Below are 26,711 nucleotides of genomic sequence, written 5' to 3'. Positions count from 1 at the left end.
TGCTACGAGCAGCGTCGGACGTCATGACGGCACCATCCACGACAGCACCGGGGTGGCCTGCAGCCCCGACAGGATGCACATCAGTAACAGGAAGCCCAGGCTCCACAGCACGACCCTGCGGAAGATGTCGCCTTCCTTGCCGTCGAGACCGACGGCCGCGGCCGCAATGGCGAGGTTCTGCGGTGAGATCATCTTGCCCAGGACGCCGCCCGAGCTGTTCGAGGCCGCCATCAGAACGTCCGAAAGCCCGGCCTGATTGGCCGCGGTCACCTGCAGTGCGCCGAACAGTGAGTTCGCCGACGTGTCCGACCCTGTGACGGCTACCCCGAGCCATCCCAGGATGGGTGAGATCACCGCGAACAATCCACCCGTCGCGGCCATCCATGTGCCGAGCGTGATCGTCTGACCGGACAGGTTCATCACAAACGCCAACGCCAGCACCGCCATCACCGTCACGACCGCCCACCGGAGCTGGTGCAGCGTCGCGCCGTACGCTTTCAGCGCGCGCGGCGCCGAGAGCTTCAACGCAATCATCGTGAGGATGCCTGCAACGAGCATCTGAGTGCCCGGGGTGGTGAGCAGGTTCAGGCTGAACTTGGTGAGTGACAACGGGTCGCCGTCCGGGTCGACGACATCGAGTCCCGGCCAATTGAACGTGAACGTGGCTTTCTCGAGCAGGCTCTTCACCGCCGAGATCTGGCATACGACGAAGACCGCGATGATGATGGCGTACGGCGCATACGCCCGAACGACATCGGCGCGCGAATCGTGACGGCCGTCGGCATTCTCGACTCGCTGGGCGAAGTCCGCGGACGGTTCGTCGGCCGCACCGCCCGCGACGGGGGTCGGCTGTTCGGTGTATGCGTGCCGCGGCCGCCAGACCCGTACCAGCGCGACCACCGCGGCGGCGGACAGCAGCGATGCGACCACATCGGCCAGCGGCACGGACAGGAAGTTCGACGTGGCGTACTGCGCGACGGCGAACACGAATCCGCAGACCACCGCCGCCAACCACGTCTCCCGGATGCCGCGCCAGCCGTCGACGATGGCGACCAGAGCCAGCGGAACGAACAGCGCCAGAATCGGCGTCTGCCGACCCACCATCGCGCCCAGGGTGTCGACCGGTATCTCGGTGACCTTGCCCAACGTGATGATCGGAGTCGCCATGGCGCCGAACGCGACGGGCGCGGTGTTGGCGACCAATGCGATCACGGCGGCCTTCAGCGGCTTGAAGCCGAGCGCCATCAGCATCACCGAGGTGACCGCCACCGGGGTGCCGAATCCGGCCAACGCCTCGATCAGCGCGCCGAACGAGAAGGCGATGATGATGGCCTGGATCCGCTGGTCGTCACTCACCTGGCTGAACGAGCGGCGCAACACGTCGAAATGCCCTGTCTCGACGGTCATTTGGTACACCCAGATCGCATTGATGACGATCCACAGAATCGGGAAGAACCCGAACGCGGCACCCTCGGTCCCGGCCAGCAAGGTCTGCCCGATCGGCATGCCGTAAACCAGGACGGCGATCACGATGCTTACGGCCAGCGATATCAGCGACGCCACCCAGGCGGTGACCTTCAAAGCGCCCAGCAAGACGAACAGCAGGAGCAGCGGCAGCGCGGCGATCACCGCACTCCAGGCGAGCGAGTTGGCGACTGGATCGAGAACTTGCTGATACATGGCCTACCTCGGTTGTGGTGCGCATCACATCGAGACTCGCTTACCCAGCGCCCGCGTGATGCCAAACGCCGTCGCGAGAATCCCTGTTATTCGCGCCGACAAGCACGGCGGGCGCGTTATAGTCGCGCCGTGATCAGCGGGGATCCGCTGGCAGGGCGCGACAGCGAGCTTTTGGCGATTCGTCGCGCACTCAGCGGGGGAAGCAAGAATTCAGGCGTTGTGATCGTGGGCGCTGCAGGGGTCGGAAAGACCCGGCTCGCACGCGAAGTCCTCGCGCGCGCCGAAACCGCCGGGGAGCGCACCAACTGGATCGTCGGTACCGAGTCCGCGCGGGCACTCCCGCTAGGTGCTTTCACGGCGCTGATCGGCGATGCGATCGCCGACCCCATGCCCAATGTGCGACACCTGATCAATTCCTTTGTCGCGCAACAGCGTCAGGGGCGTGTCCTGATCGGCGTCGATGATGCTCACCTGCTCGACGGCCTGTCCGCGCATGTGGTTCATCAACTTGCCAATACGCATAACGCCCGTCTTGTGGTGACCCTGCGGGCAGGCACGAAACCACCCGATGCCATCACCGCGCTGTGGAAGGACGGCCTGCTCGCACGTCTGGATCTCGAGCCGCTGACCGTCGATGCCACGCGCGCCATGATCGAGACCGCTCTCGGCGGCGTGGTGGACGCCCGCAGCGCGCGTCGCTTCTGGAAGCTCACCGGCGGAAACGCGCTGTTCCTGCACCAGCTCGTCAAGGATCAGGTCGCCGCGGGCCGGATGCGACTGATGGCCGGCGTCTGGATGTGGGACGGCGACGTCGCGGTGTCGCAAAGCATCAGCGACATGGTCGGTCGACAACTGCACGAGCTCACACCAGAGATGGCCGTGGTCGTCGACCTCCTGTCGCAGTGCGAACCGCTGGCCGTCGATGTGCTGTGCGATCTGGTGGGGCGTGGCGATCTCGAGGACGCCGAGCGGATGCGCCTGATCACCATCGAAAGGTCCGGCGATCAACTCATGGCCCGCCTGGCACACCCGCTGTACGGCGAACTGCGCCGGGCCGCGGCCGGCGAGATGTACCTGTCGAAGATCCGCGGCCGACTGGCGCAGCGACTCGCAAGGGACGCGGATGCGGATTCACAGGCGACGGTGCGCAGGGCGTTGCTTGCCCTCGAGTCCGATCTGCCGCCGGATCCACAACTGTGCCTGCAGGCCGCGCAGTACGCGATGACTCTGCTGGATCTCGATCTGGCCGACCGCTTCGCGACCGCGGCGGCGTCGGCCGGGGCGCCGGACGCCCTCGGGGTCAGAGCGATGAACCTGTTACTTCTCGGTCGCGGTCCGCAGGCCGAGAACGTATTGCGTGAGATCGGCGAAGGCGGCGCGGCCGGGGCGAATCAATGGAACACGCTGCGCGCCGCCAACATGATCTGGATGCTCGGTCGGTGCAACGATGCCGCGGCGCTACTGCAGAATTCGGGCCCCGACACCGAATCACCCGCCGATGCGGCGGCTCGGACGGCGGTGGAGGCCTGCGTCGACGCGGTTTCCGCCCGGTGCGGCGCGGCTGCGGAAAAGGCAACAGCGGCACTGAAGTCCGGCTTACTGTCGGATTTCCACGCGATGCTCGCATCGGTGGCGCTCACCATGGCACTCGGTGCGCTGGGCCGGGGGGATGACCTCACCACCGTCGCCCAAGGTGCCCTCGACCGTGCCATCACGTCGTTCCAGGCATCCCACATGCGGTTCTGGTTCGGCAGCGTCTACGCCCGGGCCTGCAGGCTGACTGGGCGCACCGAGGAGTGCGTGGCGATGGTTGAACGCCTTGCTGACTCGGCTCGTGAGGTTCCCGGCCTGGCCTATGCGAACCTGGCGTCGCTGATGGGTGTCGCCGAGTTGATGCGCGGCGATGTCAGGAGCGCCGCGAAACTGCTGCACGAGGCGCTGGCCGGCGTCGAACGGCACAGTGTCAGAACGGGTTTGCGTCCCGCTACCTGTTTTCTGCTTGCAGAGGCGCATGCGAAACTCGGCGAGGCGGAAGCGGCCAAAGAAGCGATCGTCGAGGCCCAGAAATGCGTTCCACCCGACTATCTGTTCATGCAGACCGCGCTGAGCATCGCCACGGGATGGTCGCTGGCCGCGAACGGTTGTGTCAACGAGGCGATCCGCGCGGTCAAGTCGGCTGCAGCCCAGGCGCGTCAACGCGAACAGCCGACGCACGAGCTGGCCTGCCTGCAGGTGGCGGCGCAGTGGGGCGACGTCTCCGGCGCGGTACGGGCCCGCGAGATCGCGAACGACCTGGACCTGCCGCTGGCCAAAGCCGTTGCCCAGCACGCGGAATCGTTGGCCGCCAACGACGGCGAAGGGCTCTTGCGGGCGTCGAGCGATTACCAGGCGATGGGTGACCGCGCGACCGCTGCCGACGTCGCCGCTCAGGCGGCTGTGGCGTTTACCGCGGATCAGCAGCGTAAGCGCGGTCTCTGGGCCGCTGCGTTGGCCAAGGAACTCAGCGACGCGTGCGGTGGGTTGTGCACCCCCGCTCTGCGCAGCCCGGCAAGTCAACCGTTGACAGGACGGCAGCGCGAGATCGTCGAACTGATCGTGGCGGGGCTGTCCAACCGCCAGATCGCTGACCGGCTGGTGATGTCCGTCCGGAGCGTCGAGGGCCACGTGTACCGCGCGTGTCAGCGGGTCGGGGCCAGTTCTCGCGAGGAACTGACGAGGATCGCACGGGCGGGACCGGCCGCGACCCGCTAAGCCCGCTCAGCGTGAGTGTTCAGCCGGCGGTGGGCGATCCAGCTCCCGCAGCGCTGGCAGGAACACGGCGACGATGCCGAGCAGCAGCATGGGCAGCGACAGGGCAAGGAAGGTCGTAGTCAGGCCGGCGGCATCGGTGAGCGGTCCTGCCACGATCAACCCGAGCGGGCCAGCGGCGTAGGCCAGCGAACCCATCACCCCGACCACCCGACCCCGCAGATGCTTCGGCGCGCGGGTCTGCATCACGTAGTTGTAGATCGGTGCGATCGGTCCGTACACCAGCCCGACGACGGCACTGAGCCCGAGGATGAGCGGCAGGGGCGGGAGGAACGCGATCACCGTCATCGCCGCGCCGAGGGTGATCACCGCGGTCAGCATCGTGGTGCGGCGGCTCATGTACCTCGACAGGACCGCGTATCCCAGCGCGCCGACCAGACCGCCGATGCCCATGGCCATCAACACCCAGCCCAGCTGCGCGGGTTCGTTGCGGTCGGTGAAGTACTTGGGAAAGAGAACTGACTCCATCGGCAGATACAGGCCGTTGGCCGCCAGGCTGATGAACGCCAATGTGCGCAGGACCCTGTTGCTCCAGACGAACCGGAGCCCCTCGACGATGCCCGCCCAGACGCTCTCCGACAGCGCTTCTCGGTCGGGTTTGCCCGTGCCTTCCAGCCGCAGAGTGCCGATCGCGATGATCGACAGCGTGAACGCCGTCGCAGTGACCCACATGGTGTTGACGCCGCCGAGCGTGGCTATCAGCAGGCCTCCGATACCGGGCCCGACGATGTAGGCCAGATTGAAGATCGCCTCGTACACGCTGTTGGCTCGGTCCAGGGTCCAACCCGCCCGCCCTGCCGCCTCCGGCAGCATCGTCTCGCGGGCGGTCATGCCCGCCGGGTCGAAGAAGCCGCCGAGTCCGGCGAGCACCGCCAGCACCGCGACGTTGATGACATCGACTCCAAACGTCAACGCCAGCACGGGCACCGCGGCCACCGATATCGCGGACAACGCATCGGAGATCATCGCCACGCGTCGGCGCCCGAGATAGTCCACCGCGGCGCCGGCGATCAGGGCCGCCGCGAGCAGCGGCAGCGTTCCGGCCATCGCGACCACCGATGCCTCGACAGCAGAGCCGTTGCGCTGCAACACAAGCCATGGGAATGCCACGATCGAGATGCCGTTGCCGGCGCCGGCCATCAGCGCGGAGAACAGGATCAGAAAGAGCGGGCCGCGCTTGTTCGTCATCATGTTGATCTTGACGAAGATAACAGCGGCGAGGGCCGCTCGACATGCCATTTCGCAGCGCATGCACAGTGGTCATGTGGATTTGAAGCTGCCCCATCCGCGTACCGGCGAGCGGTTCGCCTCGCCGGTACCACCCGGTGCCGGCTGGCCTGGAGACGTCGCCTCTCCCGCGACCCCGGTCGCGACCAAGTCGACGCAGGTGGTCCGGCTGGCCGCCGCGGCGATGTCGATCGAGCAACTCGACGCCGAGATATCCGTCTGCCGTGCCTGTCCGCGGCTCGTGCGGTGGCGCGAGGACGTGGCCGTCGGCAAGCGCAAGTCCTACGCCGACCAACCGTATTGGGGGCGGCCCATACCCGGGTGGGGGTCACCGCGTCCGCGGGTGATGGTCGTCGGACTGGCGCCTGCGGCGCATGGTGGCAACCGCACTGGCAGGGTCTTCACCGGAGACCGATCCGGTGACTTTCTCTTCGCCGGACTGCACCGTGCAGGCCTGGCGAATCAGGCACTTTGCGTCGATGCCGCTGATGGGTTGGCGCTCAACGACACTCGGATCGCTGCCGCGGTGCGATGCGCACCGCCGGCCAATGCGCCGACACCGGAGGAGCGGATCACCTGCGCGCCATGGCTGGACGCCGAGTGGCGCCTGACACGTGCGTCGGTTCGAGTGATCATTGCGCTCGGCGGGTTCGGGTGGCGGGCCGCACTGGAGATGGTCCGCAACGGTGGCGCAACCATCGGATCGCCGGCACCGCGCTTCGGCCACGGCGTGACCGCTGACCTCGGTGAGGTCACGCTCATCGGCTGCTTCCACCCGAGTCAGCAGAACACGTTCACCGGGCGCCTCACTGCGCAGATGCTCGACGACGTGTTCGTGCGGGCGAAGGCTCTAGCATCCGACGAATAGTCGTGAACTGGGCGTTGGCCAGCGCGCCAATCTCGGCCGGCGGAATCTCGTCGTAGTGGGCGATGGTCCACTCGTCGAACACCTGGATGACGCTGAACGTCAGGCTGACCTGCAACGCCTGCGGCAGGTCGTCGGACACCGCCCCCGACGTGCGACCGATCAGGAGTAGTTCTTCGACCCAGGTGCGCACCGCGGCCATGGTGTCGCCGACGGTGCCGTGCTCCGCGGACGGCGACCGGCTGTAGAACATCCGGCCCAGGGTGAGGAACGACTCCTGGGTCTGGGAGGCGACGACGAGTTCGGCGAAGAACCGTTCGAGCCGCGGCCAGAACATGCGGCCGGCGAATTCCTCTGGCTTCGGAAATGTGATGGTCCCCGCCACAGTCTCGACTAATTCGCGTACCACGAATTCGAAGAGCTGCGCTTTCGAGCTCAGCACGTAGTAGAACGAGCTCTTGCTCATGTCGCACGCCTCGATGATGCGGTTCAGGGATGCGTTAGCGTAACCCGCAGAGGCGAATTCAGCTGCTGACACCTCGACGAGCCGCCGCCTTCGCTCCGGGTCCATCCGCCGAATTCGGCCCGTGTTCACGTCCAGATGATACCAAGTGGACCGGGTAGTACACAGAATGGTAACTTGGCGAATATGTTCGTGCCGAAATCCGTCGAAGCGCAATATGAGCAGGCCCGTGCCGACGACCTGCGCGTGCTGGTGGTGGGGGCGGGAATCGCCGGCGTCACGGCCGCGCAACTGTTCCGCCGGGGCGGGCGTCGCCCGGTGCTCATCGAGCGGGCACACGACGCCTCAGCCGCCGGCTACATGCTTGCCCTGATGCCGATGGTCGACGGCGCCATCGACGACCTCGGGGTCCGGGACCGGTATCGCGCGTCCAGCGTTTCCTTCGACCGCTACGCCGTACACGGGCACACCGGCCGCATGTTGCGTGAGGATTCGATGGCCGAAGTCATCGCCAGTTATGGCGATTACCGGGGCATCGCACGTGGGTCGCTGCTCGATGTGCTCTCGGCCGGAGGATGTCCCGTGACGTTCGATTCGACGGTCACCGCGCTTCAAGAAAACCCGGGCGGCGTCGAGGTGGGTATCACGACCGACGGTGTGACACAACAACTCGATTTCGACCTCGTCGTCATCGCCGACGGGATCGGATCGACGACGCGCGAGCTGGTGCCGGCTTACCGGCCAGCCGCGATCACCGATACAAAGTGGGGCGGCTGGGTGGTGTGGTCGCCGGGTGACGACGACACCGACCTCGGCGAAGAGGTTTGGGGCGACGGCTTTTTCATCGGCATGTATCCCGTCGCCGGACAGCTGGGAATCTTTCTCGGCGGGCCGCGTGCCGACACCGCCGTGGGGCCGGGACCGTTCGTCGAGTGGATCCGCGGCAAGCTTGCGACGGTCAACCCGCGAATCGCGCGTGCGCTGACGGCAGTGGCCCGGGCCGCCGATCCCTACTACTGGCCGCTGACCGATTGCCGCGCACCGGCGTGGACCACCGACCGCACGGTATTGCTCGGGGACGCGGCCGCGGGCTTTCTACCCACCGCTGGTGTGGGCGCGGGGATGGCGATGGAATCGGCGTTTATGGTGACACTTCACTGCTGTCGCAGAGGTCCCTAGCCAACGCCAGCTTCGCTGTGTTTGGCGTGTTCAGATCCCGGAGGATCTCAACCTTGCTCATGTACAAGACGTCACCGGTGAGAGCGCTCGGCGCACCTGGGCTCGGCGGTGACGAAGCCCAGGTGCTGCGTCGTGCCGGTGTAGGCGACGGGCTGCCGTTCCTACTCGGCCCCGACGGCTCGTACGACCTGGAGTTGAACCGGTTCGTGCGCGAGTTGGACGGGTGGGGTGTGCGCTCGGAACACACGAGAGAGGCGTACGCGCGTGATCTGATGTTGTTCGGCCGCTTCCTCCACGAGCACCGTGGTGGACGGTCCATCTGGGACGCCGGCCAGGACGATCTGCGCGCCTACAAGCGGGCGCGGCGGCGGACCAAGGGCTTCACGGTGTCCGCGTCGACCTGGAACAGGTTCATCGCGGCGCTAGACAAGTGGGTCAAGTGGGCGATACACGAGGAGCTGATCGAGGCCCAGCCGTTCCGCATGGTGGAGAAGACGGTGTTGACGCCCCGCGGGCTGGTACGGGTGCTGTTCAATGCCGAGCGCGAGGTCGAGGACAGCGCCGGGCCGGTGCGGTTCCTGGCCTACGAGGACTACCTGGTGTGGCGGGACGTCGGGTTGCGTGGCCAACTACCCGACGGCTCGCCGGACCCGAGTTGGCGCGGTCGGCACGGCGAGCGCAACGCGGTGTTCGCCGACCTGTTGGTCTGCACCGGGATGCGGCTGAGAGAGGCGTCGAGCCTCCTGGTCACCGAGGTACCGCCGCTGGCGCAGCGGCGGCTGACCGGAGACCTAAACCTGCCCGCGACGATCACCAAGCGCAGCCGGCCGAGGACGGTTTTCGTGTCGCGCCGCGTGCTGCGCGACCTGCACCACTACGTCGACATCGAACGCGACGAACTGGTCGAGCGCCGCCGGGCGGCCGGGGCTTACGGGTGTACGGACGCCTGGATGGGAGTTCGCTCCGCCGGCAAGACTGCGCTGACGCTCGTCGAGGATGGCCGCTCGCGGCCGTACTCGCGGGTGACGATCGAGGAACGGCAGCGACTGTGCCGGGTCGGCGACGACGGTCCGGGTGGTCCGTTGTGGCTGTGGCTCGGTGAGGACGGCTTGCCGCTGTCGCGGTCGACGTGGCAGGCGGTGTTTCGGCGAGCCAACGAACGGTGCGCCCGGTTCGGCCTGGACCTGGTGGTCCATCCGCACGCCCTGCGTCACACATTCGCCGTGCACATGCTCGGGCTGCTGCTGCGCCAGACCGTCCGCGCGTTGCGCATGGAGCCCGGCGAGACCCTGATGAGCCAGCAGGTGAAACGGCTGCTGGTCGGCGACCCGCTGCGCAAGTTGCAGCTACTGCTCGGCCATCGCCAGCGCGAGACGGTCTTCGTCTACCTCGACGTCCTGGACGAGGCGCAGGAGATCGTGCTGTCCGCGCTGCGCGAATGGGATGAACAAGCCGAAGCGCTGAGCAGGGTCCGGCTTGAGGATGGTGCTGCCGCGTGAACCGCACCGAGGGTGCCGGCTCCGGTCGCCGTGGCCGCTGGGCGGCTTTCCCGACCGAGGAGCAGATGCCCGCGCAACCCGCTCCTGTCCCGGACATCGGTCCGCTGGTGCTCCGGCTGCACCTGGATGGCGCCGACCGCACGTTCGACATGTCCGCGTGGCCATGCCCGCGGTTGACCCGCCAGCTTGCCGCGACGCTGCGCACGGTGGCCGCCGACGGACCCGAATCGAGTTACCAGGCGTTCAAGGTGAACCTGTTCTCGGTGCGGAAGTTCGTGCGGTTCATCACTGGAGCCGAACCGCAGAACGCCACCGAGGTCGAGTTCAGTGACCTGGAGGCCGAGCACATCGACGCGTTCGAGCAGGCGCTGATCGCCGAGTACGGACCGGACAGTGACCAGCCGCGCATCAGCATCGGTGTGGTGGTCCGGCTGCTCCGCGTGGCGTTCGACGCCAGCCCCACGACGTTCGATCCCGACCTGGCTATCCGGCTGAGGTTCCTCGGACGGGAAACCCGTGCCCGTCAGACGAGACCCTTGGATGCCTACCCGCAGAACGTGTTCGAGGCGATCAGGAACGCCGCGCTGGCGGATGTCCGCGCGATCGCGCGCCGAATACAGGATGGCGAAGCCCGAGCCGCGACGGGCCAGGACCCGAACGTCGGCGGTTGGGATGTGATCGAGAACGTGCTGTGGCACATCGCCCGTCACGGGCCTGTCACGATGCAGTTCCTGCGGCCCCTGGTCGGCAAGAGGCTGGGCAACGGGCGCCCGCTCAACGCGGCGCTCATCCTCACTCGGGAGGACAACGTCGTGTTCCTGATCCTGCTGATCTGCATGACCGGGCTTGAGCCGGAGTGCGCCAAGCGGTTGCAGGCCGACTGCTTGACCAACCCGGCCCGCGGGTTCGTGAGTGTCAACTATGTCAAGCGGCGCGCGCACGGTCGCCGGATCTCTAAGTCCATGCGGGTCAGCGATGGCGGTGCCCTGCACCATCCCGGCGGTCTGATCCGACTGGCGCTGCGGCTCACCGCGCGAGCCCGCGAGTTTAGTGGCAGCACCGATTTGTGGGTCGACTACGGAGACAAGGGCCTGCGGGACTCCTTCCCGCTCGGCGGGCAGGGTCCTTGGGGTCACGTGGACAACTGGCAGAAACGACACGGCATCGACCAGATGACCGACGCTGACGGAACGCCGGTGCGGCTGGATCTGCGGCGGCTGCGCAAGACCTACAAGTCCCAGCAATACCTCAAAGCCACCGGCGTGCTCGCCGACTTCACCCAGGGCCACACCGCCGACGTCGCCGCAAACCACTACGCAAACATCCCCGCCCACGACGAGCTGCACGACCAAGCCGTGGAGAACGGCCTGCGCGAAGCGCTGGACGTCGCGCTGCCGCCGCCGGTGGTACTCGACGAGGACGGCACCCGCCTCGATGCCGGAGAAGGGGACCTGCCACCCGAGCAGGTGCAGGCGCTGCTGTCGCGCGAGAGCGACGTGTTCCTGGCCTCCTGCCGCGACTTCTACGACTCGCCTTTCGGGGCGAAGGGCAAGCCGTGCCCGGTGTCGTTGTGGGGCTGCCTGGAGTGCCCGAACGCGGTGTTCACCACCCGGCACCTGCCGCAGGTTCTGACCTTCCTGGACTTCATCGAGCGCCAGCGGGAGGAGTACCCCGTCAGCGAGTGGAACGTGCGCTACGGCCTGGCGTGGGACCGGATCGTGCGCGGCATCCGGGCCAAGTTCCGAGACGAGCAGATCACCACCGCCCAGACGATCGCCGAAAGCGGTGGGGCACGGTTGCTGCTGCCGCCCGAGTTCTGGGAGGCCGTCGCGTGACCCGCGCCCCCGCACCGCGCCCGTCCGCCGCGCCGGAGCCATCGGCCGATCCCTGGGTGCTGCCCGAGTCCTTGACCACCGAGACAACTGGCCGCGGCCCCCGGTTCAGCGACGACATCTGGGATTTCCGACCGTTCGCGCCCCGCAGCAACGGCTACCTCCGGCTGGACTTCACCGAGCTGCCCGACGAGATCGCGATGCTCACGGCCAAGGAGTTCATCTACTCCCGCATCCACCGCGTGGTCCCGCTGTCCTACGGATCGCGGACCGCCCGACCGATGAAAATCACCAACACCTACAAGGACTTCATCATCGTGCGTCAACTGTTTACCGAGCTCGGCAAGCAGGGCGTGACGCGCTTGGCGCAGGCCCGCCAATCCCACCTGGACGCGACCGCACGCGTCTGGCGTGAGACCTGTGTGCCAAACACGCTGGCTGTCCGGATCGGCGTCATCCAGCACCTGGAGGCGCACAGCCCGTACCTGACCGCGGACCGCCTCACCGTCGTGCCCTGGAAGGGCCGCCCGGCCACCCAGGTCGCCGGGCGGCGACCGGACGAGGAGAACAGCACCCCGCGCATCCCCGAGCCGATCATGGCTCCACTGCTGCGCGCCGCCCTGTTCTACGTCCAGACCGCCAGCCGGGACCTCCTGGCCGCCCAGCGGGAAATCGCCGACCTGGAGCAGGCCCGAGCAGGCGGCCGGTGCCGGCATGGCGAGGCTGTCACCAAGATCGAGGCGTTCCTGGACCGCCGCCGTCAGGAGGGGCGAGGTGTTCCCGCACTGCCGCTGTACTGCCTGGCCCAGCGCCCGACCGCGCCGGTTGTCGACGGCGTCGTGCAAGCCCCGAACGCCGCTCTCGTCGCCCTGATGAGCGGAACCAACAGCTTCCAGGGGCATCCGACACGGCTGATGGAGCAGATCGGCGCCGAGATCGGCTACGAAGAGGGTGGTCTGGACACGCCGATCTCGACGTGGCCGGACACCGGGCGACCCTGGCGAGGGCGGCTGAATCACCGCAGCCTGCATGACGAACTGCACCACCTGCGCACCGCCTGCTGGGTGCTGGTGGCTTACTTGTCAGGACTTCGGGACATGGAAGTCCTGGAGCTGGCGCGGGACTGCGCTGTCACCACCACCACCGCCGTTGACGGCCGGACCCGCTACAAGCTGCGCGGCCGGGTCTTCAAGGGCCGCAAGCTCACCGGTGACGAGGCCGAGTGGGTCGTGCTCGACGCCGTTCACGAGGCGATCGACGTCCTGCTGCAGATCAACGACGACCCCACGCATCTGTTCGGTTACCGGCTCTGGCCCGCCAGCAAGCCACGGCTGGCGAACAAGCTCACCGAGCGCCTCGGTGGTTTCCGGGACCACGTCAACGAGCTGTTCGGTACCCAATCGTCCGACGGGGTGGCCGAACCGTTCGTCCCCGCCGACGGGGAACAGCAGTGGGTGTTCACCACCCGGCAGTTCCGGCGGAGTCTGGCCTGGCATATCGCACACCAGCCCTTCGGTGTGGTCGCCGGTGCCCGGCAGTACCACCACGCCAAGGTGACCATGTTCGAGGGCTATGCCGGGACCTCAGCCTCTGGGTTCGCCGCCGAGGTCGCCGCCGAGGAGGCGGTCGCCATGCTCGACTACGTGGAGGATCTTTACCGGGATTGGAACACCGGCGCCCAGTCCGGCGGTGGGGCGGCCGAGCGGATCAACGCCGAGTTCCAGCGCATTCGGCGCGAGCTGGGTGATCTCCCCGGCGTCGTGTCCGACGAGCTGCGGCTGCGGACGATGCTTCGGCATCTCACCAAGACGCTGCATCCCGGCGTGCTCAACGACTGCTTCTTCAACGCGGCGACCGCGGTCTGTGTCAAGCGAGCCAAGGTCGTCGGGCAGCCCGTTCCGCAGCACAACATGTGCCTGCGCTGTCCGAACGCCCGACGGTCCACAGTGCACCGGCCCCGGCTGGCCGCCGCCCGCAATCAGGCCCTGGATCTCCAGGCGTCCTGCGAGAAAGCCGGTCCGGTCCCGAAACTCCAGCAGGTCGCGCTCACCGGCTACATCACCGAGCTCGACCAGCTCATCGGTGATCTCGACAGCGAGGAGGCGCAGGCGTGACCCGCGTCGCTACCCAAGTCCGCCTGGAGCAGGCGCTGACCCGGCTGCTCGCCGGTCAGCCGACTGTGACCGACGGCGAGCTGACGGTCTCCAACCTGTGCCGGGAAGCCGGTGTGGGCCGCGACTCGTTCTACCGCTCGCCTCCGGAGTTCAAGGACGCCGTTGTTGCGGCACAAGCGAATCGAGAAGCCCAGCAACCTGAACTCGTCGCGCTGCGCGAGGAGATCACCGCCCTCAAGCGGGAACGCAAACAGACCGCCAGCGACCACGCCGCCACCGTGCGGGAACTGGAGGAGACGATCAGGGTCTACGCCAACCAGATCCAGGTCCTCGCCCTGCGCAACTCGGAGTTGGAGGACCAGATCCGACATCTGGCGCACCACGATCCCGACGTGATCTCGCTTCACACCCGGAGGTGACCCCCGTCCACCGACGCTGTGACACCGAGAGCGGCCGGGCGGTTTCTAGATGGCGAGCTGTTCGAGGGCGGCGAGGTACGCCTCGGTGTAGGTCGGGAATTGGGCGACGCCGTCGAGCAGGGTGTCGATGGAGATCTGGGCGCGGATGGCGAGGGCGGCGGTGTGGATCCATTCCCCGGCTTGGGGTGCGATGGCCCAGGCCCCGATGAGCGTCCGCTGGGTGCGGTCGGCGATGAGACCGAGGGTGCCGTCGGGGTCGGTTTCGTAAGTCCAGGGTCGCGCGATCGAGTCGGCGAGGTCGAGTTCGGTGGTGGCGATGTCGAGGCCACGCTGGCGGGCTTGGTCGGTGGTCAGGCCGACAGCGGCGATCTCGGGTTGGGCGAACACGACGCGGGGGATGCCGCTGTAGGTGGTTTGGCGGGGTGTGCCGAGGATGTTGTCGGCCACGACCCGTCCTTGGTACATGGCGACGTGGGTGAACAGCGCGACCCCGGTGACGTCGCCGAGCGCCCAGAGGCCGGCGGTGACGCGGCAGTGCTCGTCGACCTCCAGCGCGCCGCGCGGGTCCGGTGTGACCCCGACAGTCTCCAGGCCGAGCCCGTGGGTGCGGGGGCGGCGTCCGGTGCCGAGCACGACGACGTCGGTGCGCACGGTGGTGCCGTCGTCGAGGTCGATCACCGTATCGGCGCCGTCGCGGCGCGCGGCGGTGGCCTGCCGGCCGAGACGGACGTCGATGCCGTCGGCGCGCAGGTGGGTGGCGACGATGTCCCCGACACGGGGGTCTTCCCGGTCCAGCAGCCGGTCGCCGCGCTGGATCAGGGTGACCCGAGCGCCCATGCGAGCGAGGAATTGGCCGAGTTCGATCCCGACGGCGCTGCCGCCGATCATCACGATCCGCTCGGGGATCTCGCGCAGGGTGGTAGCTTCCCGGTTGGTCCATACGCTGACCTCGTCCAGGCCCTCGATGGGTGGGTGGATCGCGTCGGAGCCGGTGGCGATCACCACGTGCTCGGCGGTGAGTTCCCGGCCACCGGCCCGTACCCGCCACGGGTCCCGGCCCACCAGGGCTGCGGTGGCCTTGATAACCGTGACGCCCTGCTTCTCGTATCCGGTGACCTGCTCTGTGTCGTCGAGGTGGCGGATCATGTAGTCGCGGTAGTCTCGCAGTGCCGCCCAGTTCTGCGCCGGAGTGGACAGGCCGGCCGCGTGGGCGGCTTCGGCGCGGGCCTCGGGTGGGCGCAGCAAGGTTTTGGACGGGATACACGCCCAGTAGGCGCACTCCCCGCCGATCAGTTCCTGCTCGATCAACGCGACCCGCCGTCCGCCCGCGTGCAGGCGCGAGGCGGCGGTCTCGCCGCCCGGTCCGGCGCCGATCACGATTACATCGAAGTCCGTACTCACAGTGGCTGTCCCTTCTCGGTGATGGCGGTTCGGGCGGCGCAGGTGGGCGTCAGCAGCACCCGCCGGGCTCGGGCTCCTCGGATTGAGCGGCGTCCAGCTGCCGGCCGAGTTGATAAGCGTCGGCGACTGGGAGGACCGATCCGCCGGGGTGCTCAGCGAGCCAGGGCGCCGCGGCGTCGGCGTCGGCGAAGAAGTGCACGTGGTTGCAGAAGGAAGCCCGTACGGAGACCAAGTCGTCAGGCGTGACGATGGAGACCATCGCGGTCTGGGGCTCGACATCCCTGACTCGGTCGGGCTCGACGGTGAGCCGTATCGGGGCACCGGTGCTGTGGCAGGGGGATTCAACCTGGGCGGATTGGCCGAGGGTGGCGGGGAAGATGAGGGTGTCCAGGGCACACCAGGTGTAGAGCTGGTGGCCGTCGACGGTGAAACGGTGCGGGGTCGGGCGCAGCGTGATGCCGTAGCCGACGATCCGTCCGGCGTCGTCGTATTCGGTGTCGCGCAGTCGGCCCACCGCCTGCGCAACCTCGTCACCGGCGCGGCCGGTGGCGGCCGCGAGGTCGGCAATCGTGAGGGGTTCGCCGCGGGCCAGTTGCCGCAACAGCGGCTGCCATAGCCATCCGGCCGGGCTGTCCTGGCGGGAGAAGACACTATCCATAGTGGACACCACGGTGTCCAGGTCATTCGTCATCGGGATTGTCCTTCCGAGAGCAGGGTTTCAGGAGGCGCAGCAGGAGAGTTTGGACACGTCGCGGGTGAAGGTTTGGGCGGCGAGTTTGATGCCCTCCGCCATCGTCAGATAGGGGCACCACAGGTCGGCCATCTCGTGCACCGTCATCTGGTTTGCCAGCGCATAGACAGCGGTGGCGATGACGTCCCCGGCGCCCGCGGCGAGCACGTGCGCGCCGAGCAGCCGCCCGGAGCCTTGTTCGGCGACGAGCTTGATCGCGCCGCGGGTGTCGCGGTTGACCAGCGCCCGCGGCACGTACTCCAGCGGCAGCACCCGGCACTTACAGGCGTAGCCCTGCTCCACCGCTTGGACGTCGGTCAGCCCGGCGGAGGCGAGACTGGGCGTGGTGAAGGTGACCGCGGGCAGGTGATGGTAGTCCAGGGTGCGCCCGGCGTCGCCGAAGGCGTTGTCGACCACGACGCTGCCATGGGCCCCGGCGACGTAGACGTACTGCGGGTGCCCGGTGACGTCCCCGGCCGCCCAGACGCGCGGGTTGTCGGTGCGCAGATACTCGTCGACGACCACCTCCCCGCGATGCCCGGTCTTCACGCCCACCGCGTCGAGATTGAGCCCGGCGGTGACCGGGTTCCGCCCAGTCGCGAGCAGCAGCCGCTGCCCAGTCACCCGCTGCCCACCGGCGGTGACGACGACGCCCGAACCATCGGCCTCAACCTCAGTGGCGCGCTCGGCGATCACGGCGATGCCGTCGTCAGCGAACACCCCGGCCAGCAGGCCGGCGAGTTCCGGTTCGGTGTGCGGGGCGAATCGGCCCACGATGCTCACTCGGACGCCGAGGTGGGCGAACAGTTGCGCCTGCTCCAGCCCGACGTAGCCGCCGCCGACGACGACCAACGACTCGGGCAGTTCGGTCTGCTCCATCGCGGTGGTCGAGGTCAGGTAGTCCACCCGGTCGGCTCCGTCGAGGCCGTCGGTACGCGGGGTGGAGCCGGTGGCGATCAGGTAGTGCTCGGCCTCGACCCGGACGTGGCCGCCGTCATGCAGGTTCACCTCCAGCGCCGGTCCCTCGATGAACCGGGCCTCGCCGGGCAGGATCTCCCACCCGTACTCGGCGGCCAGGTCGACGTACTTCTCCGCCCGCAACCCTGCCACCAGCGTGTCCTTGCCACCGATCAGCGCGGCGGCGTCCACCGGGCCCGCGCTGGTGGAAATCCCCGGAAAGTGCTGGTCCAGCGCCACATGGCGGGCCTCGGCCGCGGCCAGCAGTGCCTTCGACGGCACACAGCCGACGTTGACGCACGTCCCGCCAACGGTGCCGCGCTCGATCATCACCACGCTCTTGCCCTTGCCGCGGGCCGCGATCGCCGCCGCGAACGCACCCCCACCCGAACCGATCACCGCCAAGTCGTACCGCACCAGCGATCTCCTCCCACTGACATATTCGTCTTCCCGGATGCATAGATGCTAACCTAAGATTCGTACATCCGGATACGACAGACACTCGATGTGAGGACGGCGACCGTGGCCGACGCTTCCGAACGCAGCAGCACGCTGCTGCCCACCGAGCCGAACGGGGTGGAGATGATGGCGAAATTCTTCCGCGCCCTCGGCGACCCCGCCCGGCTGCGGCTGCTGGAGTTCCTGCTGCACGAGGAACACGCCGTGGGCGAATGCGTCACGCACATCGGCCTGTCCCAGGGCCGGGTGTCCAGTCACTTGGCCTGCCTGTCCGACTGCGGCTACGTGCAGCTGCGCCGCCAAGGCCGCTTCGCCTACTACCGGGTCACCGACCCCCGCGTCGCGGAACTGGTGCTGCTGGCGCGCTCGCTGGCCGCGGACAACGCCGCCGCCCTCGCCGCGTGCATGCGCATCACCGCCCCGAACGCCTGACCAGCCGAGGAGACCGCCTCCATGTCGACCAACCCCGGCTCCGAGAGCAAGCGCACCGCGCTCGCCGCCGCCGGTTTCCTCCTGGTCCCCATCGTGTGTTGCGGCCTGCCGGTGCTGATCGCCGCCGGAGCCCTTGGCGCGGTGGGCTCGGTACTGGGCAACCCCTGGGTCATCGGCACCGCCGTCGTGGTGGTCCTCGCCGCGGTGACGCGGTTCGCGCGCCGGCGCGTCACCCGACACGGCGCCACCCGAGACAACTCGTGCTGCCCGCCCGTGCCACCCGCCCGCGACCAGCCCGATCGGCCACACGAGTCCTCCCACCCCAACCAGGAGTCCTGACCCATGCCTGACGCACCCGCCCCGACCGGACCTGCCGCGCCGCGCTCTCGTCGACGACTCGTCACGATCGCGCTGACCGTTATCGCCGTCGTCGGGATCTCCGTCGTGCTGTATTCGGCGTTTTCCCCGTCGAGCAAGCAGACCGCGTCCCCACCCGCTGCCGACGGCAGCGCAAAGGCCGGGACCACTGCCGCTGCGGGAGCGTTCACCGCCCGAACCCTGCAGGGCGTGCAGGTCGCGGTGCCCGGCTCGCGGCCCAGCGTGCTGTTCTTCTTCTCCGTCGGGTGCGGCGGTTGCGGTCCGGCCACCCACACCCTCGCCCAGGTCCAGCAGGCGGTCGGCACGAAGGCGAACTTCGTCGCCGTCGACATCGGCCCCGGCGAAACCGAGCAGGACATCACAGACTTCCTCACCGCCAACCAGGCCACCAGCCTTGCCTACGCCAGCGACAGCAACGCCACCCTGATCAGCGCCTACCAGGTCACTCAGCTGTCCACCGCCGTCGTGCTGGACGCCTCCGGCAAACCGGTGTTCCGCGCTGTCGAGCCCACCGCCGATCAGATCCGTGCCGAACTGGCCAAGGTGAGCGCGTGATCGGCCCGCTGTTGGCGCTCGCCTTCGGCGCCGGGATGCTCGCCCCGGTCAACCCCTGCGGCTTCGCCGTACTGCCCGCCTTCCTCGCCTACGCCGTCGACACCGGCGACGGCCAGGCGGACGCGCGGCCCGGCGCTTTGTCCCGGCTGGCCGGTGGCCTGCGCGCCGGGCTCGCGCTGACCGCCGGGTTCGCCGGCACCTTCACCGCCATCGGACTACTACTCGCCCTCGGCTTGCGTTCCCTGACCGGTGTCATCCCGTGGCTGGCCGCCGCGCTCGGCGCGATCCTGGCCGTGGGCGGCCTGGCCATGGTCGCCGGCGGACACCTGCCGCTGCGGCTACCCACCCGCCGTTCCGGCACCCCGCGGCAGGGGCCCAGAGGCATGGTGGCCTTCGGCGCCGGGTACGCACTGGCCTCCGCCTCCTGCACGCTCGCGGTGCTGCTCGCGGTCGTCACCCAAGCCCTGGCCAGCACCAACATCTCCGGCGTCCTGGTCGTATTCGCCGCCTACGCCGCCGGCTCCGCCACCCTGCTGCTGTCCCTCGCGCTATTCGCCGCATTCGCCAGCGGCCTGATCAACCGGTTCCTCCGACGGCTGCTGCCCCACATGAACCGCATCACCGGCGCCGTGCTTGCCCTTTCCGGCGGCTACCTACTCCTTTACTGGCTGCCACAACTACTCGGCGGGCACCCCGGCATCGGCGCACTCACCGGCGTCGTCGGCACCGTGTCAGCCTGGATCACCGGACACCAACTTGCGATCGCCATCACCGCACTCGGCCTCATCCTCGTCACCGCGATCGCCACCCTCACCCGCCGCGAACGCCGCCACACCACCACCGACACCGCCGACGACTGCTGCGCACCCAGGCCACAGCCCGAAGAAAATGCGGACCAGGTAGGAGGACCCGGCAGCAGGTGACCTGCCTGCCGGGATCCAACTGGCACGCGGGCCTCTACGATGCGAGCCCGAGGCGGCCGGATTGTCCCCATGGGAGTCCGGCAGGCGGCAAAGCCTTGCTGTAGAAGCAAACCACCACAGTCGACGACGCAGGGCTGCGGACTCTGCATGCCTCCATCTTCACGGAGAATCGCGCAAGCATCGCCCCGCACCACGCCGCCGGTTGCTGAACCGTCGGCATCCGCGAACGCATCGCCCAGCGGGGCGGCGTCTGGCACAACACAGTCTTTTATCGAACGCCGCTCAGCCGTCCGATGATCGGTCGGCCCAGTCTGACTGGACATTTGCCGCAACGAGTGGCCATTCCGCAAAGGCTCGGCTACCGCCAGTTCGCAACGCGGCCATCAAGAGTTCAGTGAGACATGAGGGTCCTTGAGCGGCTACTTCACCGTTCGATGATCGGGCAGATCGATCTGTTCGGTTCCGACTCGGTATCGGCTGCCACGGCGGTGTCCCGACTGGCGGTGAGGCTCGCACGCAGCGCCAGCAATTCGGTAATGGTGTTGTCGATCTCCGCGATCCGGGCGTCGAGTAGATCCCGTACGGCTCCGCACGGGGTGGGACCGGCGCGGCGGAGGGTGAGGATGGTGCCGATGTCGTCCAGGGGGAGGTCCAGGGCGCGGGCGCGGCGGATGAAGGTGAGGGTGTCGACGTCGTCCTGGTTGTAAAGGCGGTACCCGGCCGCAGTGCGCTGGGCGGGCGGCAGCAGGCCGCGCTCCTCATACAAGCGCACGGCCTTACGGGTGAGCCCGGCCGCCTGGGCGGCCCGCCCGACGGTCATCGCCTGGGCCATCGTCTGCCTCCTTCGCGTCCCGGCCGCTCGCCTTGACCTTCACCTGGGGTGAAGGTTTTAGCGTCTCCAGTGTAGGACCGGAAACCGAAGGGAGGCGCAGGTCATGGCAATAGTCGAGTGCGAGGTGTACCGGCGCCCGGACCCGGAGCGCGGATGTGAGATGACCGTCACCAAGGGCGCCGTCCCAGGCCACGGTCGCGACCGCAACCCCACCTGTTGCTGCGGGCACACCATGGAGAAAGTCCGCTGAGCCGCGGCCAGCCAGGACGTGCGGGCACCGGGCTGCGCCAGGTGTTCTCCCATCCTGGTTACCGCCGGTTGTGGGCGGCGCGCACCGCTTCTGCCTGGGGTGACGCGTTCGCCACCGTGGCGTTGGGCCTGCTGGTGTGGGACCGCACCGGCTCCGGGCTCGGTGTGGCCGGGGTGATCGTCGCGGAGATCGTCCCGGTGCTGCTGCTGGCACCGTTCGCTGGGGTGGCAGTCGACTGGTTCTCGCCGGTGCGGGTCATGGTGGTTGCCGACTTGGCGCGCGTGCTGGTGGCTGCGGGGCTACCGCTGGTCGCCGGCTCGGTGCCGGGCATCTACGCGGTGGCGTTCGCCATGTCCGCAGCGTCGGCGTTGTTCAATCCGGCCGCCAGTGCCGCGCTGCCCGCGCTGGTGAACGAGGAGGAGTTGATCGCCGGGAACTCGGGGATCTGGACCGCCGCGGTGCTCTCCCAGATCGTGCTCGCCCCGGCTGCGGGTGCCGTGGTCGCGACCGTCGGCTATGGCCTGGCGTTCTGGGTGAACGCAGCGAGCTTCGCCGTCTCGGCGCTGCTGCTGTCCCGCCTGCACCTGCTGCGCCCGGCAGCCGATGCGGCCCGTGCCGCCTGGTGGCATCAGGCCCGAGACGGCATCAGGGTGCTGGCCGGGCACCGGGTGCTGCGAGCCTTGGCCGCTGGTCAGGCCCTGGCGGCGTTGTCGGCCGGAGCGACCAGTGCCCTGCTGGTTGTGTTGATCCGCGAGCGCCTGGGCAGGGGCCCCGCCGGATACGGAATCGCGCTGGCCTGCATCGGCGTGGGCGCCGCAGCAGGCCCGTTACTGCTGACCCGGCTGATCACCGATCCTCGCAAACCCGCGTTCATTTTCGGACCCTATCTGTTGCGCGCCGCCGTAGATGCCGTCCTTGCGAGTGTCCGCGTCCCGGTGGTGGCGTTGGGCAGCCTGGCCGGCTACGGCGGGGGCACCTCTGCCGGCGCAGTCACCTTCAACTCGCTGCTGCAGGCCGAAACCCCACCCGCCGCACGCGGCCGGGTCTTCGCCGCCTTCGATCTGATCTGGCAACTCGGCCGCCTGGCCTCCCTCGGGCTGGGTGGGTGGCTGGCTGATGCGGCAGGGATCACCGCCGTCTACGCCGCAGGGGCTGCACTGCTCGTCGCTGCCGCTCTGATCGGCCGAGCCGGTCTGACCGACCATCGCCACCACCAAGAGAAGAGGCGCTGACGCGAGGACTTCGGCGCCGGCGACGACGCTCGGCCACTGGCATCAGTCCGACGAACAGAGCTCCGACTCCGCAGCGATCACCAGGGGCCGGCTGGAAAATCGCCATTCACACCAGGCCCGCCCTTGGAGAATCCCGAGGTAGGTTCCACCGAGGCGCCGCCGCCCTGCGACACCGTTCCTTCTGCGACAGCTTGACTGTTTACATAAGCACGGGGGTGCTTGCTCGCATGCTGCGGCATGGGGATACGTCACGGCTCCCCGTTCTGCTTCGCAACTTCGAGCTCGGCCAGCGCCCCCGGGTGGAGGCCGCCCAGGACAATTCCCGCCTGTTGGCGACGCTGATGTTCCACCGCAGCAGGAGCCTCGCGTGGGCCCGGGAGTTCGCGATGCGGTTCGTCAGCGTGGAACGGGCGCTGCGGCCGATTCAGCGGCTGCTGCAGGAACAGCCGGACCCGGACCTACTCGTCGGGGAAGCCGTGGGCGCGACGTAGCGTTGAAGTTCAAATGCAGCTTTCCGTCCTAGACCTCGTCCCGGTACGCACCGACCAGTCCACGTCGGATGCGCTCGCGGCCTCGACCCACCTCGCGCAGACCGCTGACCAGCTCGGTTACACCCGATACTGGATCGCCGAGCATCACAACATGCCCTCGGTCGCGGCGACCAGCCCGCCGGTCGTCATCGCCCATCTCGCCGCGCACACAACCCGGCTGCGTCTCGGCTCGGGCGGTGTCATGCTGCCCAACCACGCCCCCCTTGCGGTCGCCGAACAGTTCGCGTTACTGGAGGCCGCGCATCCGGGACGGATCGACCTCGGCATCGGCCGAGCCCCGGGCTCCGACCCGGTGACGTCGATGGCCTTGCGCGGTGCTGCCGGTCGCGACGACCGCGATATCGAGGCGTTCCCCGAGTATCTCGACGACGTGGTGGCCCTGATGGGCGCCGCCGGGGTGCGGGTACCGATTCCGAACCAGCGCTACGTCCTCAAGGCGACCCCGGCCGCGGTGACGGAACCCAAGCTGTGGTTGTTGGGCTCGTCGATGTACTCGGCGCATCTGGCCGCGGCCAAGGGGCTGCCGTACGTGTTCGCGCACCACTTCTCAGGTCAGGGCACCGCGGAGGCGCTGGCGGTGTACCGGTCGGAGTTCCGGCCGAGCGACCTGGCGTCGGAACCCCTGACGTTTCTCACCGTAAATGCGGTGGTGGCCGAAACGCACGACGAGGCAGTGGCTCTGGCGCTGCCGAACCTGCAGATGATGGCGCGGCTGCGGACGGGTCAGCCGCTCGGGGCGCTGGACCTTGTCGAGGACGCCCAATCCGCGGTGGTCAGCCCCCAGGCAGAGCTCATCGCCGACGCCGTCCTGCGCCGTTCGGTGGTCGGATCGCCTAGCGAGGCGGCCGAGCAGATGCGCGCGCTGGCCGATGAGTTCGGCGTCGACGAGGTCATGGTCAACCCCGCGGCGTCGGCGCGCCGCGGCACTGACCCCGCGACGGCACCCGCACGGGACAAGACGTTGGAATTGCTGGCGAAAGAGCTTTTCTAGTCAGGACTTCGGCGTCAGAGCGACAACACTGATGGGTCGCGTCGTCTTCTTCTGATAGGCCGTATATCGGCCGCTGTTGTTCTCGTCGGCGATGCGGAACAGGCGGGCGTAGTCGGGGTCATCCGGCCCGACGATGCGCGCGGTGACCGGGAACCGCTTCGGCCCCACATTGATCTCGACGTCGGGGTTCGCCTTCAAGTTGTGGTACCACGCCGGATAGCGTCTGGCGCCCGCGTTGGACGCGACGATCAGGTAGTTCTCCCCGTCCTTGGCATAGGTCAGCGAGTTCGTCCTTGCCGCACCGGTTTTCGCTCCGACCGAGCGAAGCAACAGGTTCGGGGGAGCGAAGGGTAGGCGGTGGCCCACCCAGCCGTTGGTCGCTTGATAGATCTTGTCGTGGATGCTCAGTACCTTCAGCATCGCCCGCTGCACACGTGACGTCATGGGTCAATCCTGCTCAGCGGGGTCGAGTTTCGCCAGCGCCTCCCGCAGAAGGCGTCCGGACTCCTCGCGATCCGGGTCCCGTCGCATCAGCATGCCTTTCGCGAAGGACAGCTTGTCGCCGCTCTGGCGCGGCAACACGTGCAGGTGGATGTGGAACACGCTCTGAAAAGCGGCCTTTCCGTCATTGATGACCACATTGTTGCCGTCGGCGTGCAGACCGGATTGACGCGCTGCCCGCGCGATCCGCTGCCCGATGGTCACCATGGCGGCAAGGGTTTCCGGCGGCGTATCGGTCAAGTCGACGGTGTGTTGCTTCGGGATGACCAGGGTGTGGCCGCGGGTGAATGGCCGAATGTCCAGTATTGCCAGGTAGTCGGCGTTCTCATAGATCTTGATGGCCGGCGATTCGCCGGCGACGACGGCGCAGAACACACAGGACATCCCGCCACGTTAGCGAAACCACTGCGGCGCCCACCTCTCGGTGGGCGCCGCATCGGTCAGACCTCGTCAGCCATTGCTATTGCTGCTGTTGTTGCCGTTGTTGCTCGACGAGTTGTTCGAGGAGTTGTTGTTCGACTGGTTGCCGCCGGCGTTGCCGTTGGCGCTGCTGCGCGCACTGCCGCCGGTCGCAGTGCCGCCATTGGCGGTACCGCTACGGGCACCACCGGTGCTGGTGGCATTGCCGCCGCGGGTGATGTTTTGGCTGCTGCTCGCCGAACCGCCCTCGCCGTCCCCGGCGTCTTGATCCACGTCAGCGTCGCCGCCGGTGGCGTCACCCCCGGCTGCGGCGGAGTTGGCGGTGCTGGTGCCGCCGGTGGCACCCGTGGTGCCGCCCACCGTTTGCGAACCGGTCCCGGCGCCGCCGGTGCCCGGTCCGTCGAGCGCGCCGGTGCCGGCTCCACCGACGCCCGTTTGAGCGGCCGTAGTCACCGGAACCGCCACACCACCGGTCGACACCGGCACGCCGGTGGCGACGCCCCAGCCGCCCAATCCCAGCCCGCCCAGTGCTGCACCGAGATTCGAGCCACCGACGCCTATGCCGCCGAGTGCCGGGTTCAGGCCCAGTGCAGAGCCCGCGGTGACCACGTCCACATCAGCGGCGGTGCTCGCCGCGGTGCCACCGACCGCGGCGCCGCCGGTTGTTGGTGCGGCGTTGGTCGCATTACCGCCGGCGATGACGGGGCTGAGAATCGGGACGTTCAGCTGGCCGTTGGCGATGTTGCCGTTGGCGACCCCGAACTGGTTGCTGATGCCGTTGCCGTTCGATCCGATCTGGCTGTTGTTGCGGCTCAACACTTCGTTGAACCAGCCGCAGCCGAAGCCTGAATCAACGCAGTTGTCGGCCTGTGCACTGGCTGCGCCCGCGAGGGCACCCAGTCCGAGGGCGCTGCCTGCGATCGCGCCGATCGCCACTGTGCGACTCAACCTGCCTGGTTCTCGAGTCTTGTTGTCTTTGGTCATTTCGCTTGAGCTCCTTTGCTTTTGCTCTGTGCCGATACTTTGGCGTCGGATGCAGTGTCGTCCTGTCCCACACTGCTGCCCGATGTCAGTTCATCCACACCTCCCTGGACCCCTCAGGCGTCGGAATCGCCGTTGCCATCGCCACCGCTGTCGCTTGCTTCACCGTTACCGGTACCGACGGAACCGCCGCCGGTGGCACCGGCGCCACCGGTCGGTTGGCCGGTCGGCTGGCCCCCGTGGTTCGTGTCGTTCGACGTCGCGCTTGCAGAGGTGTTACGGGCCGCGGTAAGACCGGCGATCCTGTTGAGAGAGAACAGATTCCGTCGTTCCTGCTGGCTCTGACGATTGCGGCCCGTACCACCCGTAGCTACGCTGCGCGCACCTTCGGTGCGGGAGGCGGACACGAGGGATATAACGTCGTCGAGGTCTTTCGGCCCGGCGGTGGTGGAACCCCCCGCACCGCGACCACCGGGACCGATGTTCACCTGGTCGTTGTAGATATTGCCGGAGCCACTTGCGGCCTGGTTCGTGTTGCCATTGCCGGTCCCCGTGACGACGGTGCCTCCACCGGTCACGGTGTTGGTGCTGCCGTTGCCGTTGCCGTCTGCGGTGTTGGTGATGGCCGAGTTGTTGCTCGTGTTGCCGCCGCCCCACGTCCACTGCGGATTCGAGATGTTGGATACGAATGACCCGTATTGGTGGCTGTTGCCGTTGCCGCCGCCGAACACGAACGAGCCCAACGGATTTCCCATCGAGGAGATCGATTGGCTGCCGTTGCCGTTGTTCATCGTGACGTTGGTGACGGTGACGTTGTTGCTGATGTTGGCGCCGGTGAGGCTGGTCTGCGGATTGAAGATGTTCCCCGAGAGGAGGGAGAACTGAGAGGCGTTGCCGTTACCCGCCCCACCTGAAAGGAATGGCAGTAAGCCGCCTGCGTCCGCCATAGCGACGCTGCCGTTGCCGTTGTTCATCGCGACGTTGGTGACGGTGACGTTGTTGCTGATGTTGGCGCCGGTGAGGCTGGTCTGC

Annotated in this window: 26 protein-coding genes; 15 read left to right on the top strand and 11 right to left on the bottom strand. The window is 67.9% G+C overall.

Features of this window, described 5'->3' with window-relative positions; genetic code table 11:
* Nucleotides 1–21: 21 nt before the first annotated feature.
* Nucleotides 22–1,680, bottom strand: coding sequence for an L-lactate permease (locus M1248_RS20940; protein WP_317149599.1), 1,659 nt, complete (start codon nucleotides 1,678–1,680; stop codon nucleotides 22–24).
* Between the two features lie 12 nt (nucleotides 1,681–1,692).
* Here M1248_RS20940 and M1248_RS20935 point away from each other — a divergent pair, with 12 nt between their 5' ends.
* A complete protein-coding gene (locus tag M1248_RS20935; protein ID WP_317149598.1) occupies nucleotides 1,693–4,431 on the top strand; it encodes a LuxR family transcriptional regulator in 2,739 nt (912 codons plus the stop codon).
* A 6-nt stretch (nucleotides 4,432–4,437) separates the two neighbouring features.
* Here M1248_RS20935 and M1248_RS20930 read toward each other — a convergent pair whose 3' ends face one another.
* Entirely contained in the window at nucleotides 4,438–5,679 is a 1,242-nt protein-coding gene (locus M1248_RS20930; RefSeq protein WP_163737494.1) for an MFS transporter, read from the bottom strand.
* Between the two features lie 58 nt (nucleotides 5,680–5,737).
* Here M1248_RS20930 and M1248_RS20925 point away from each other — a divergent pair, with 58 nt between their 5' ends.
* Nucleotides 5,738–6,583 (top strand): uracil-DNA glycosylase, encoded by an 846-nt coding sequence (locus M1248_RS20925; RefSeq protein ID WP_317149627.1) that lies wholly within the window; start codon nucleotides 5,738–5,740, stop codon nucleotides 6,581–6,583.
* Here the strand turns inward: M1248_RS20925 and M1248_RS20920 are convergent.
* On the bottom strand, nucleotides 6,522–7,175 hold the full coding sequence (locus M1248_RS20920) for a TetR/AcrR family transcriptional regulator (protein ID WP_163730132.1): 654 nt from the start codon (nucleotides 7,173–7,175) through the stop codon (nucleotides 6,522–6,524). The two genes, M1248_RS20925 and M1248_RS20920, sit on opposite strands and share 62 nt — an antisense overlap.
* A 54-nt stretch (nucleotides 7,176–7,229) precedes the next feature.
* Between M1248_RS20920 and M1248_RS20915 the strand changes: the two genes are divergently transcribed.
* The 5 genes from M1248_RS20915 to M1248_RS20895 are packed head-to-tail and all read left to right on the top strand — an operon-like array spanning nucleotide 7,230 to nucleotide 14,086.
* Nucleotides 7,230–8,222, top strand: a complete 993-nt coding sequence (locus M1248_RS20915) for an NAD(P)/FAD-dependent oxidoreductase (RefSeq protein ID WP_317149626.1) — start codon at nucleotides 7,230–7,232, stop codon at nucleotides 8,220–8,222.
* Between the two features lie 59 nt (nucleotides 8,223–8,281).
* The gene (locus tag M1248_RS20910; protein WP_014805453.1) at nucleotides 8,282–9,721 is read left to right on the top strand and encodes a tyrosine-type recombinase/integrase; all 1,440 of its coding nucleotides are present in this window, start codon (nucleotides 8,282–8,284) and stop codon (nucleotides 9,719–9,721) included.
* Nucleotides 9,718–11,556, top strand: a complete 1,839-nt coding sequence (locus M1248_RS20905) for a hypothetical protein (protein WP_041783812.1) — start codon at nucleotides 9,718–9,720, stop codon at nucleotides 11,554–11,556. The genes M1248_RS20910 and M1248_RS20905 overlap by 4 nt, the downstream gene beginning before the upstream one ends.
* On the top strand, nucleotides 11,553–13,667 hold the full coding sequence (locus M1248_RS20900; RefSeq protein WP_014805451.1) for a hypothetical protein: 2,115 nt from the start codon (nucleotides 11,553–11,555) through the stop codon (nucleotides 13,665–13,667). The genes M1248_RS20905 and M1248_RS20900 overlap by 4 nt, the downstream gene beginning before the upstream one ends.
* Nucleotides 13,664–14,086, top strand: coding sequence for a hypothetical protein (locus tag M1248_RS20895; protein WP_014805450.1), 423 nt, complete (start codon nucleotides 13,664–13,666; stop codon nucleotides 14,084–14,086). The genes M1248_RS20900 and M1248_RS20895 overlap by 4 nt, the downstream gene beginning before the upstream one ends.
* Nucleotides 14,087–14,131: 45 nt before the next feature.
* On the opposite strand, the gene M1248_RS20890 is transcribed toward M1248_RS20895, so the two are convergent.
* Genes M1248_RS20890 through merA form a run of 3 tightly spaced genes read right to left on the bottom strand, consistent with a single transcriptional unit; the run spans nucleotide 14,132 to nucleotide 17,591 of the window.
* Nucleotides 14,132–15,487 carry a dihydrolipoyl dehydrogenase family protein gene (locus M1248_RS20890; protein ID WP_014805449.1) on the bottom strand — a complete coding sequence of 452 codons (1,356 nt, stop codon included), beginning with the start codon at nucleotides 15,485–15,487 and terminating at the stop codon, nucleotides 14,132–14,134.
* Nucleotides 15,488–15,536: 49 nt separating this feature from the next.
* On the bottom strand, nucleotides 15,537–16,178 hold the full coding sequence (merB, locus tag M1248_RS20885; protein ID WP_014805448.1) for an organomercurial lyase MerB: 642 nt from the start codon (nucleotides 16,176–16,178) through the stop codon (nucleotides 15,537–15,539).
* A gap of 27 nt (nucleotides 16,179–16,205) precedes the next feature.
* A complete protein-coding gene (gene merA, locus M1248_RS20880) occupies nucleotides 16,206–17,591 on the bottom strand; it encodes a mercury(II) reductase (RefSeq protein WP_014805447.1) in 1,386 nt (461 codons plus the stop codon).
* A 165-nt stretch (nucleotides 17,592–17,756) separates the two neighbouring features.
* On the opposite strand from merA, the gene M1248_RS20875 reads away from it, so the two are divergent.
* Genes M1248_RS20875 through M1248_RS20860 form a run of 4 tightly spaced genes read left to right on the top strand, consistent with a single transcriptional unit; the run spans nucleotide 17,757 to nucleotide 19,921 of the window.
* The gene (locus tag M1248_RS20875) at nucleotides 17,757–18,065 is read left to right on the top strand and encodes an ArsR/SmtB family transcription factor (RefSeq protein WP_079633045.1); all 309 of its coding nucleotides are present in this window, start codon (nucleotides 17,757–17,759) and stop codon (nucleotides 18,063–18,065) included.
* Nucleotides 18,066–18,086: 21 nt separating this feature from the next.
* On the top strand, nucleotides 18,087–18,404 hold the full coding sequence (locus M1248_RS20870) for a hypothetical protein (protein WP_014805445.1): 318 nt from the start codon (nucleotides 18,087–18,089) through the stop codon (nucleotides 18,402–18,404).
* 3 nt (nucleotides 18,405–18,407) lie between these two features.
* The gene (locus tag M1248_RS20865) at nucleotides 18,408–18,998 is read left to right on the top strand and encodes a TlpA family protein disulfide reductase (RefSeq protein WP_014805444.1); all 591 of its coding nucleotides are present in this window, start codon (nucleotides 18,408–18,410) and stop codon (nucleotides 18,996–18,998) included.
* On the top strand, nucleotides 18,995–19,921 hold the full coding sequence (locus tag M1248_RS20860; RefSeq protein WP_014805443.1) for a cytochrome c biogenesis CcdA family protein: 927 nt from the start codon (nucleotides 18,995–18,997) through the stop codon (nucleotides 19,919–19,921). The genes M1248_RS20865 and M1248_RS20860 overlap by 4 nt, the downstream gene beginning before the upstream one ends.
* Before the next feature lie 424 nt (nucleotides 19,922–20,345).
* On the opposite strand, the gene M1248_RS20855 is transcribed toward M1248_RS20860, so the two are convergent.
* Entirely contained in the window at nucleotides 20,346–20,753 is a 408-nt protein-coding gene (locus tag M1248_RS20855) for a heavy metal-responsive transcriptional regulator (RefSeq protein ID WP_014805442.1), read from the bottom strand.
* A 103-nt stretch (nucleotides 20,754–20,856) separates the two neighbouring features.
* On the opposite strand from M1248_RS20855, the gene M1248_RS20850 reads away from it, so the two are divergent.
* The 4 genes from M1248_RS20850 (at nucleotide 20,857) to M1248_RS20835 (ending at nucleotide 23,777) form a co-directional block, all read left to right on the top strand.
* Entirely contained in the window at nucleotides 20,857–21,003 is a 147-nt protein-coding gene (locus tag M1248_RS20850; RefSeq protein ID WP_014805441.1) for a hypothetical protein, read from the top strand.
* Between the two features lie 41 nt (nucleotides 21,004–21,044).
* Nucleotides 21,045–22,235: an MFS transporter gene (locus tag M1248_RS20845; RefSeq protein ID WP_014805440.1), complete on the top strand. Its 1,191-nt coding sequence runs from the start codon at nucleotides 21,045–21,047 to the stop codon at nucleotides 22,233–22,235.
* A gap of 227 nt (nucleotides 22,236–22,462) precedes the next feature.
* Complete coding sequence (locus M1248_RS20840; protein WP_317149597.1) at nucleotides 22,463–22,726, top strand: hypothetical protein; 264 nt, start codon at nucleotides 22,463–22,465, stop codon at nucleotides 22,724–22,726.
* Nucleotides 22,727–22,739: 13 nt separating this feature from the next.
* Nucleotides 22,740–23,777, top strand: coding sequence for an LLM class flavin-dependent oxidoreductase (locus M1248_RS20835; protein ID WP_317149596.1), 1,038 nt, complete (start codon nucleotides 22,740–22,742; stop codon nucleotides 23,775–23,777).
* On the opposite strand, the gene M1248_RS20830 is transcribed toward M1248_RS20835, so the two are convergent.
* The 4 genes from M1248_RS20830 to M1248_RS20815 form a co-directional block, all read right to left on the bottom strand.
* A complete protein-coding gene (locus M1248_RS20830; RefSeq protein WP_163730130.1) occupies nucleotides 23,778–24,221 on the bottom strand; it encodes a nitroreductase family deazaflavin-dependent oxidoreductase in 444 nt (147 codons plus the stop codon). It abuts the gene before it with no gap.
* Nucleotides 24,222–24,224: 3 nt separating this feature from the next.
* Nucleotides 24,225–24,662, bottom strand: coding sequence for an HIT family protein (locus M1248_RS20825; protein ID WP_163730129.1), 438 nt, complete (start codon nucleotides 24,660–24,662; stop codon nucleotides 24,225–24,227).
* A gap of 66 nt (nucleotides 24,663–24,728) precedes the next feature.
* On the bottom strand, nucleotides 24,729–25,682 hold the full coding sequence (locus M1248_RS20820; protein ID WP_317149595.1) for a hypothetical protein: 954 nt from the start codon (nucleotides 25,680–25,682) through the stop codon (nucleotides 24,729–24,731).
* A 113-nt stretch (nucleotides 25,683–25,795) separates the two neighbouring features.
* A partial coding sequence (locus M1248_RS20815) for a hypothetical protein (protein ID WP_410506707.1) occupies nucleotides 25,796–26,711 on the bottom strand: 916 nt, incomplete at its 5' end.

This window comes from Mycobacterium sp. 29Ha (genome assembly GCF_032883055.1).
GTDB classification, from domain to species: Bacteria; Actinomycetota; Actinomycetes; order Mycobacteriales; family Mycobacteriaceae; genus Mycobacterium; species Mycobacterium gallinarum.
This window is presented reverse-complemented; position numbering and strand designations above follow the sequence as displayed.

Bases quoted from the DNA above. Each gene is read 5' to 3' on its own strand.
- M1248_RS20940 (WP_317149599.1), bottom strand. From the start codon at position 1,680: ATGTATCAGCAAGTTCTCGATCCAGTCGCCAACTCGCTCGCCTGGAGT.
- M1248_RS20930 (WP_163737494.1), bottom strand. From the start codon at position 5,679: ATGATGACGAACAAGCGCGGCCCGCTCTTTCTGATCCTGTTCTCCGCG.
- M1248_RS20925 (WP_317149627.1), top strand. From the start codon at position 5,738: ATGCACAGTGGTCATGTGGATTTGAAGCTGCCCCATCCGCGTACCGGC.
- M1248_RS20915 (WP_317149626.1), top strand. From the start codon at position 7,230: ATGTTCGTGCCGAAATCCGTCGAAGCGCAATATGAGCAGGCCCGTGCC.
- M1248_RS20910 (WP_014805453.1), top strand. From the start codon at position 8,282: ATGTACAAGACGTCACCGGTGAGAGCGCTCGGCGCACCTGGGCTCGGC.
- merB (WP_014805448.1), bottom strand. From the start codon at position 16,178: ATGACGAATGACCTGGACACCGTGGTGTCCACTATGGATAGTGTCTTC.
- M1248_RS20875 (WP_079633045.1), top strand. From the start codon at position 17,757: ATGATGGCGAAATTCTTCCGCGCCCTCGGCGACCCCGCCCGGCTGCGG.
- M1248_RS20870 (WP_014805445.1), top strand. From the start codon at position 18,087: ATGTCGACCAACCCCGGCTCCGAGAGCAAGCGCACCGCGCTCGCCGCC.
- M1248_RS20865 (WP_014805444.1), top strand. From the start codon at position 18,408: ATGCCTGACGCACCCGCCCCGACCGGACCTGCCGCGCCGCGCTCTCGT.
- M1248_RS20855 (WP_014805442.1), bottom strand. From the start codon at position 20,753: ATGGCCCAGGCGATGACCGTCGGGCGGGCCGCCCAGGCGGCCGGGCTC.
- M1248_RS20850 (WP_014805441.1), top strand. From the start codon at position 20,857: ATGGCAATAGTCGAGTGCGAGGTGTACCGGCGCCCGGACCCGGAGCGC.
- M1248_RS20840 (WP_317149597.1), top strand. From the start codon at position 22,463: ATGCTGCGGCATGGGGATACGTCACGGCTCCCCGTTCTGCTTCGCAAC.
- M1248_RS20835 (WP_317149596.1), top strand. From the start codon at position 22,740: ATGCAGCTTTCCGTCCTAGACCTCGTCCCGGTACGCACCGACCAGTCC.
- M1248_RS20830 (WP_163730130.1), bottom strand. From the start codon at position 24,221: ATGACGTCACGTGTGCAGCGGGCGATGCTGAAGGTACTGAGCATCCAC.
- M1248_RS20825 (WP_163730129.1), bottom strand. From the start codon at position 24,662: ATGTCCTGTGTGTTCTGCGCCGTCGTCGCCGGCGAATCGCCGGCCATC.
- M1248_RS20820 (WP_317149595.1), bottom strand. From the start codon at position 25,682: ATGACCAAAGACAACAAGACTCGAGAACCAGGCAGGTTGAGTCGCACA.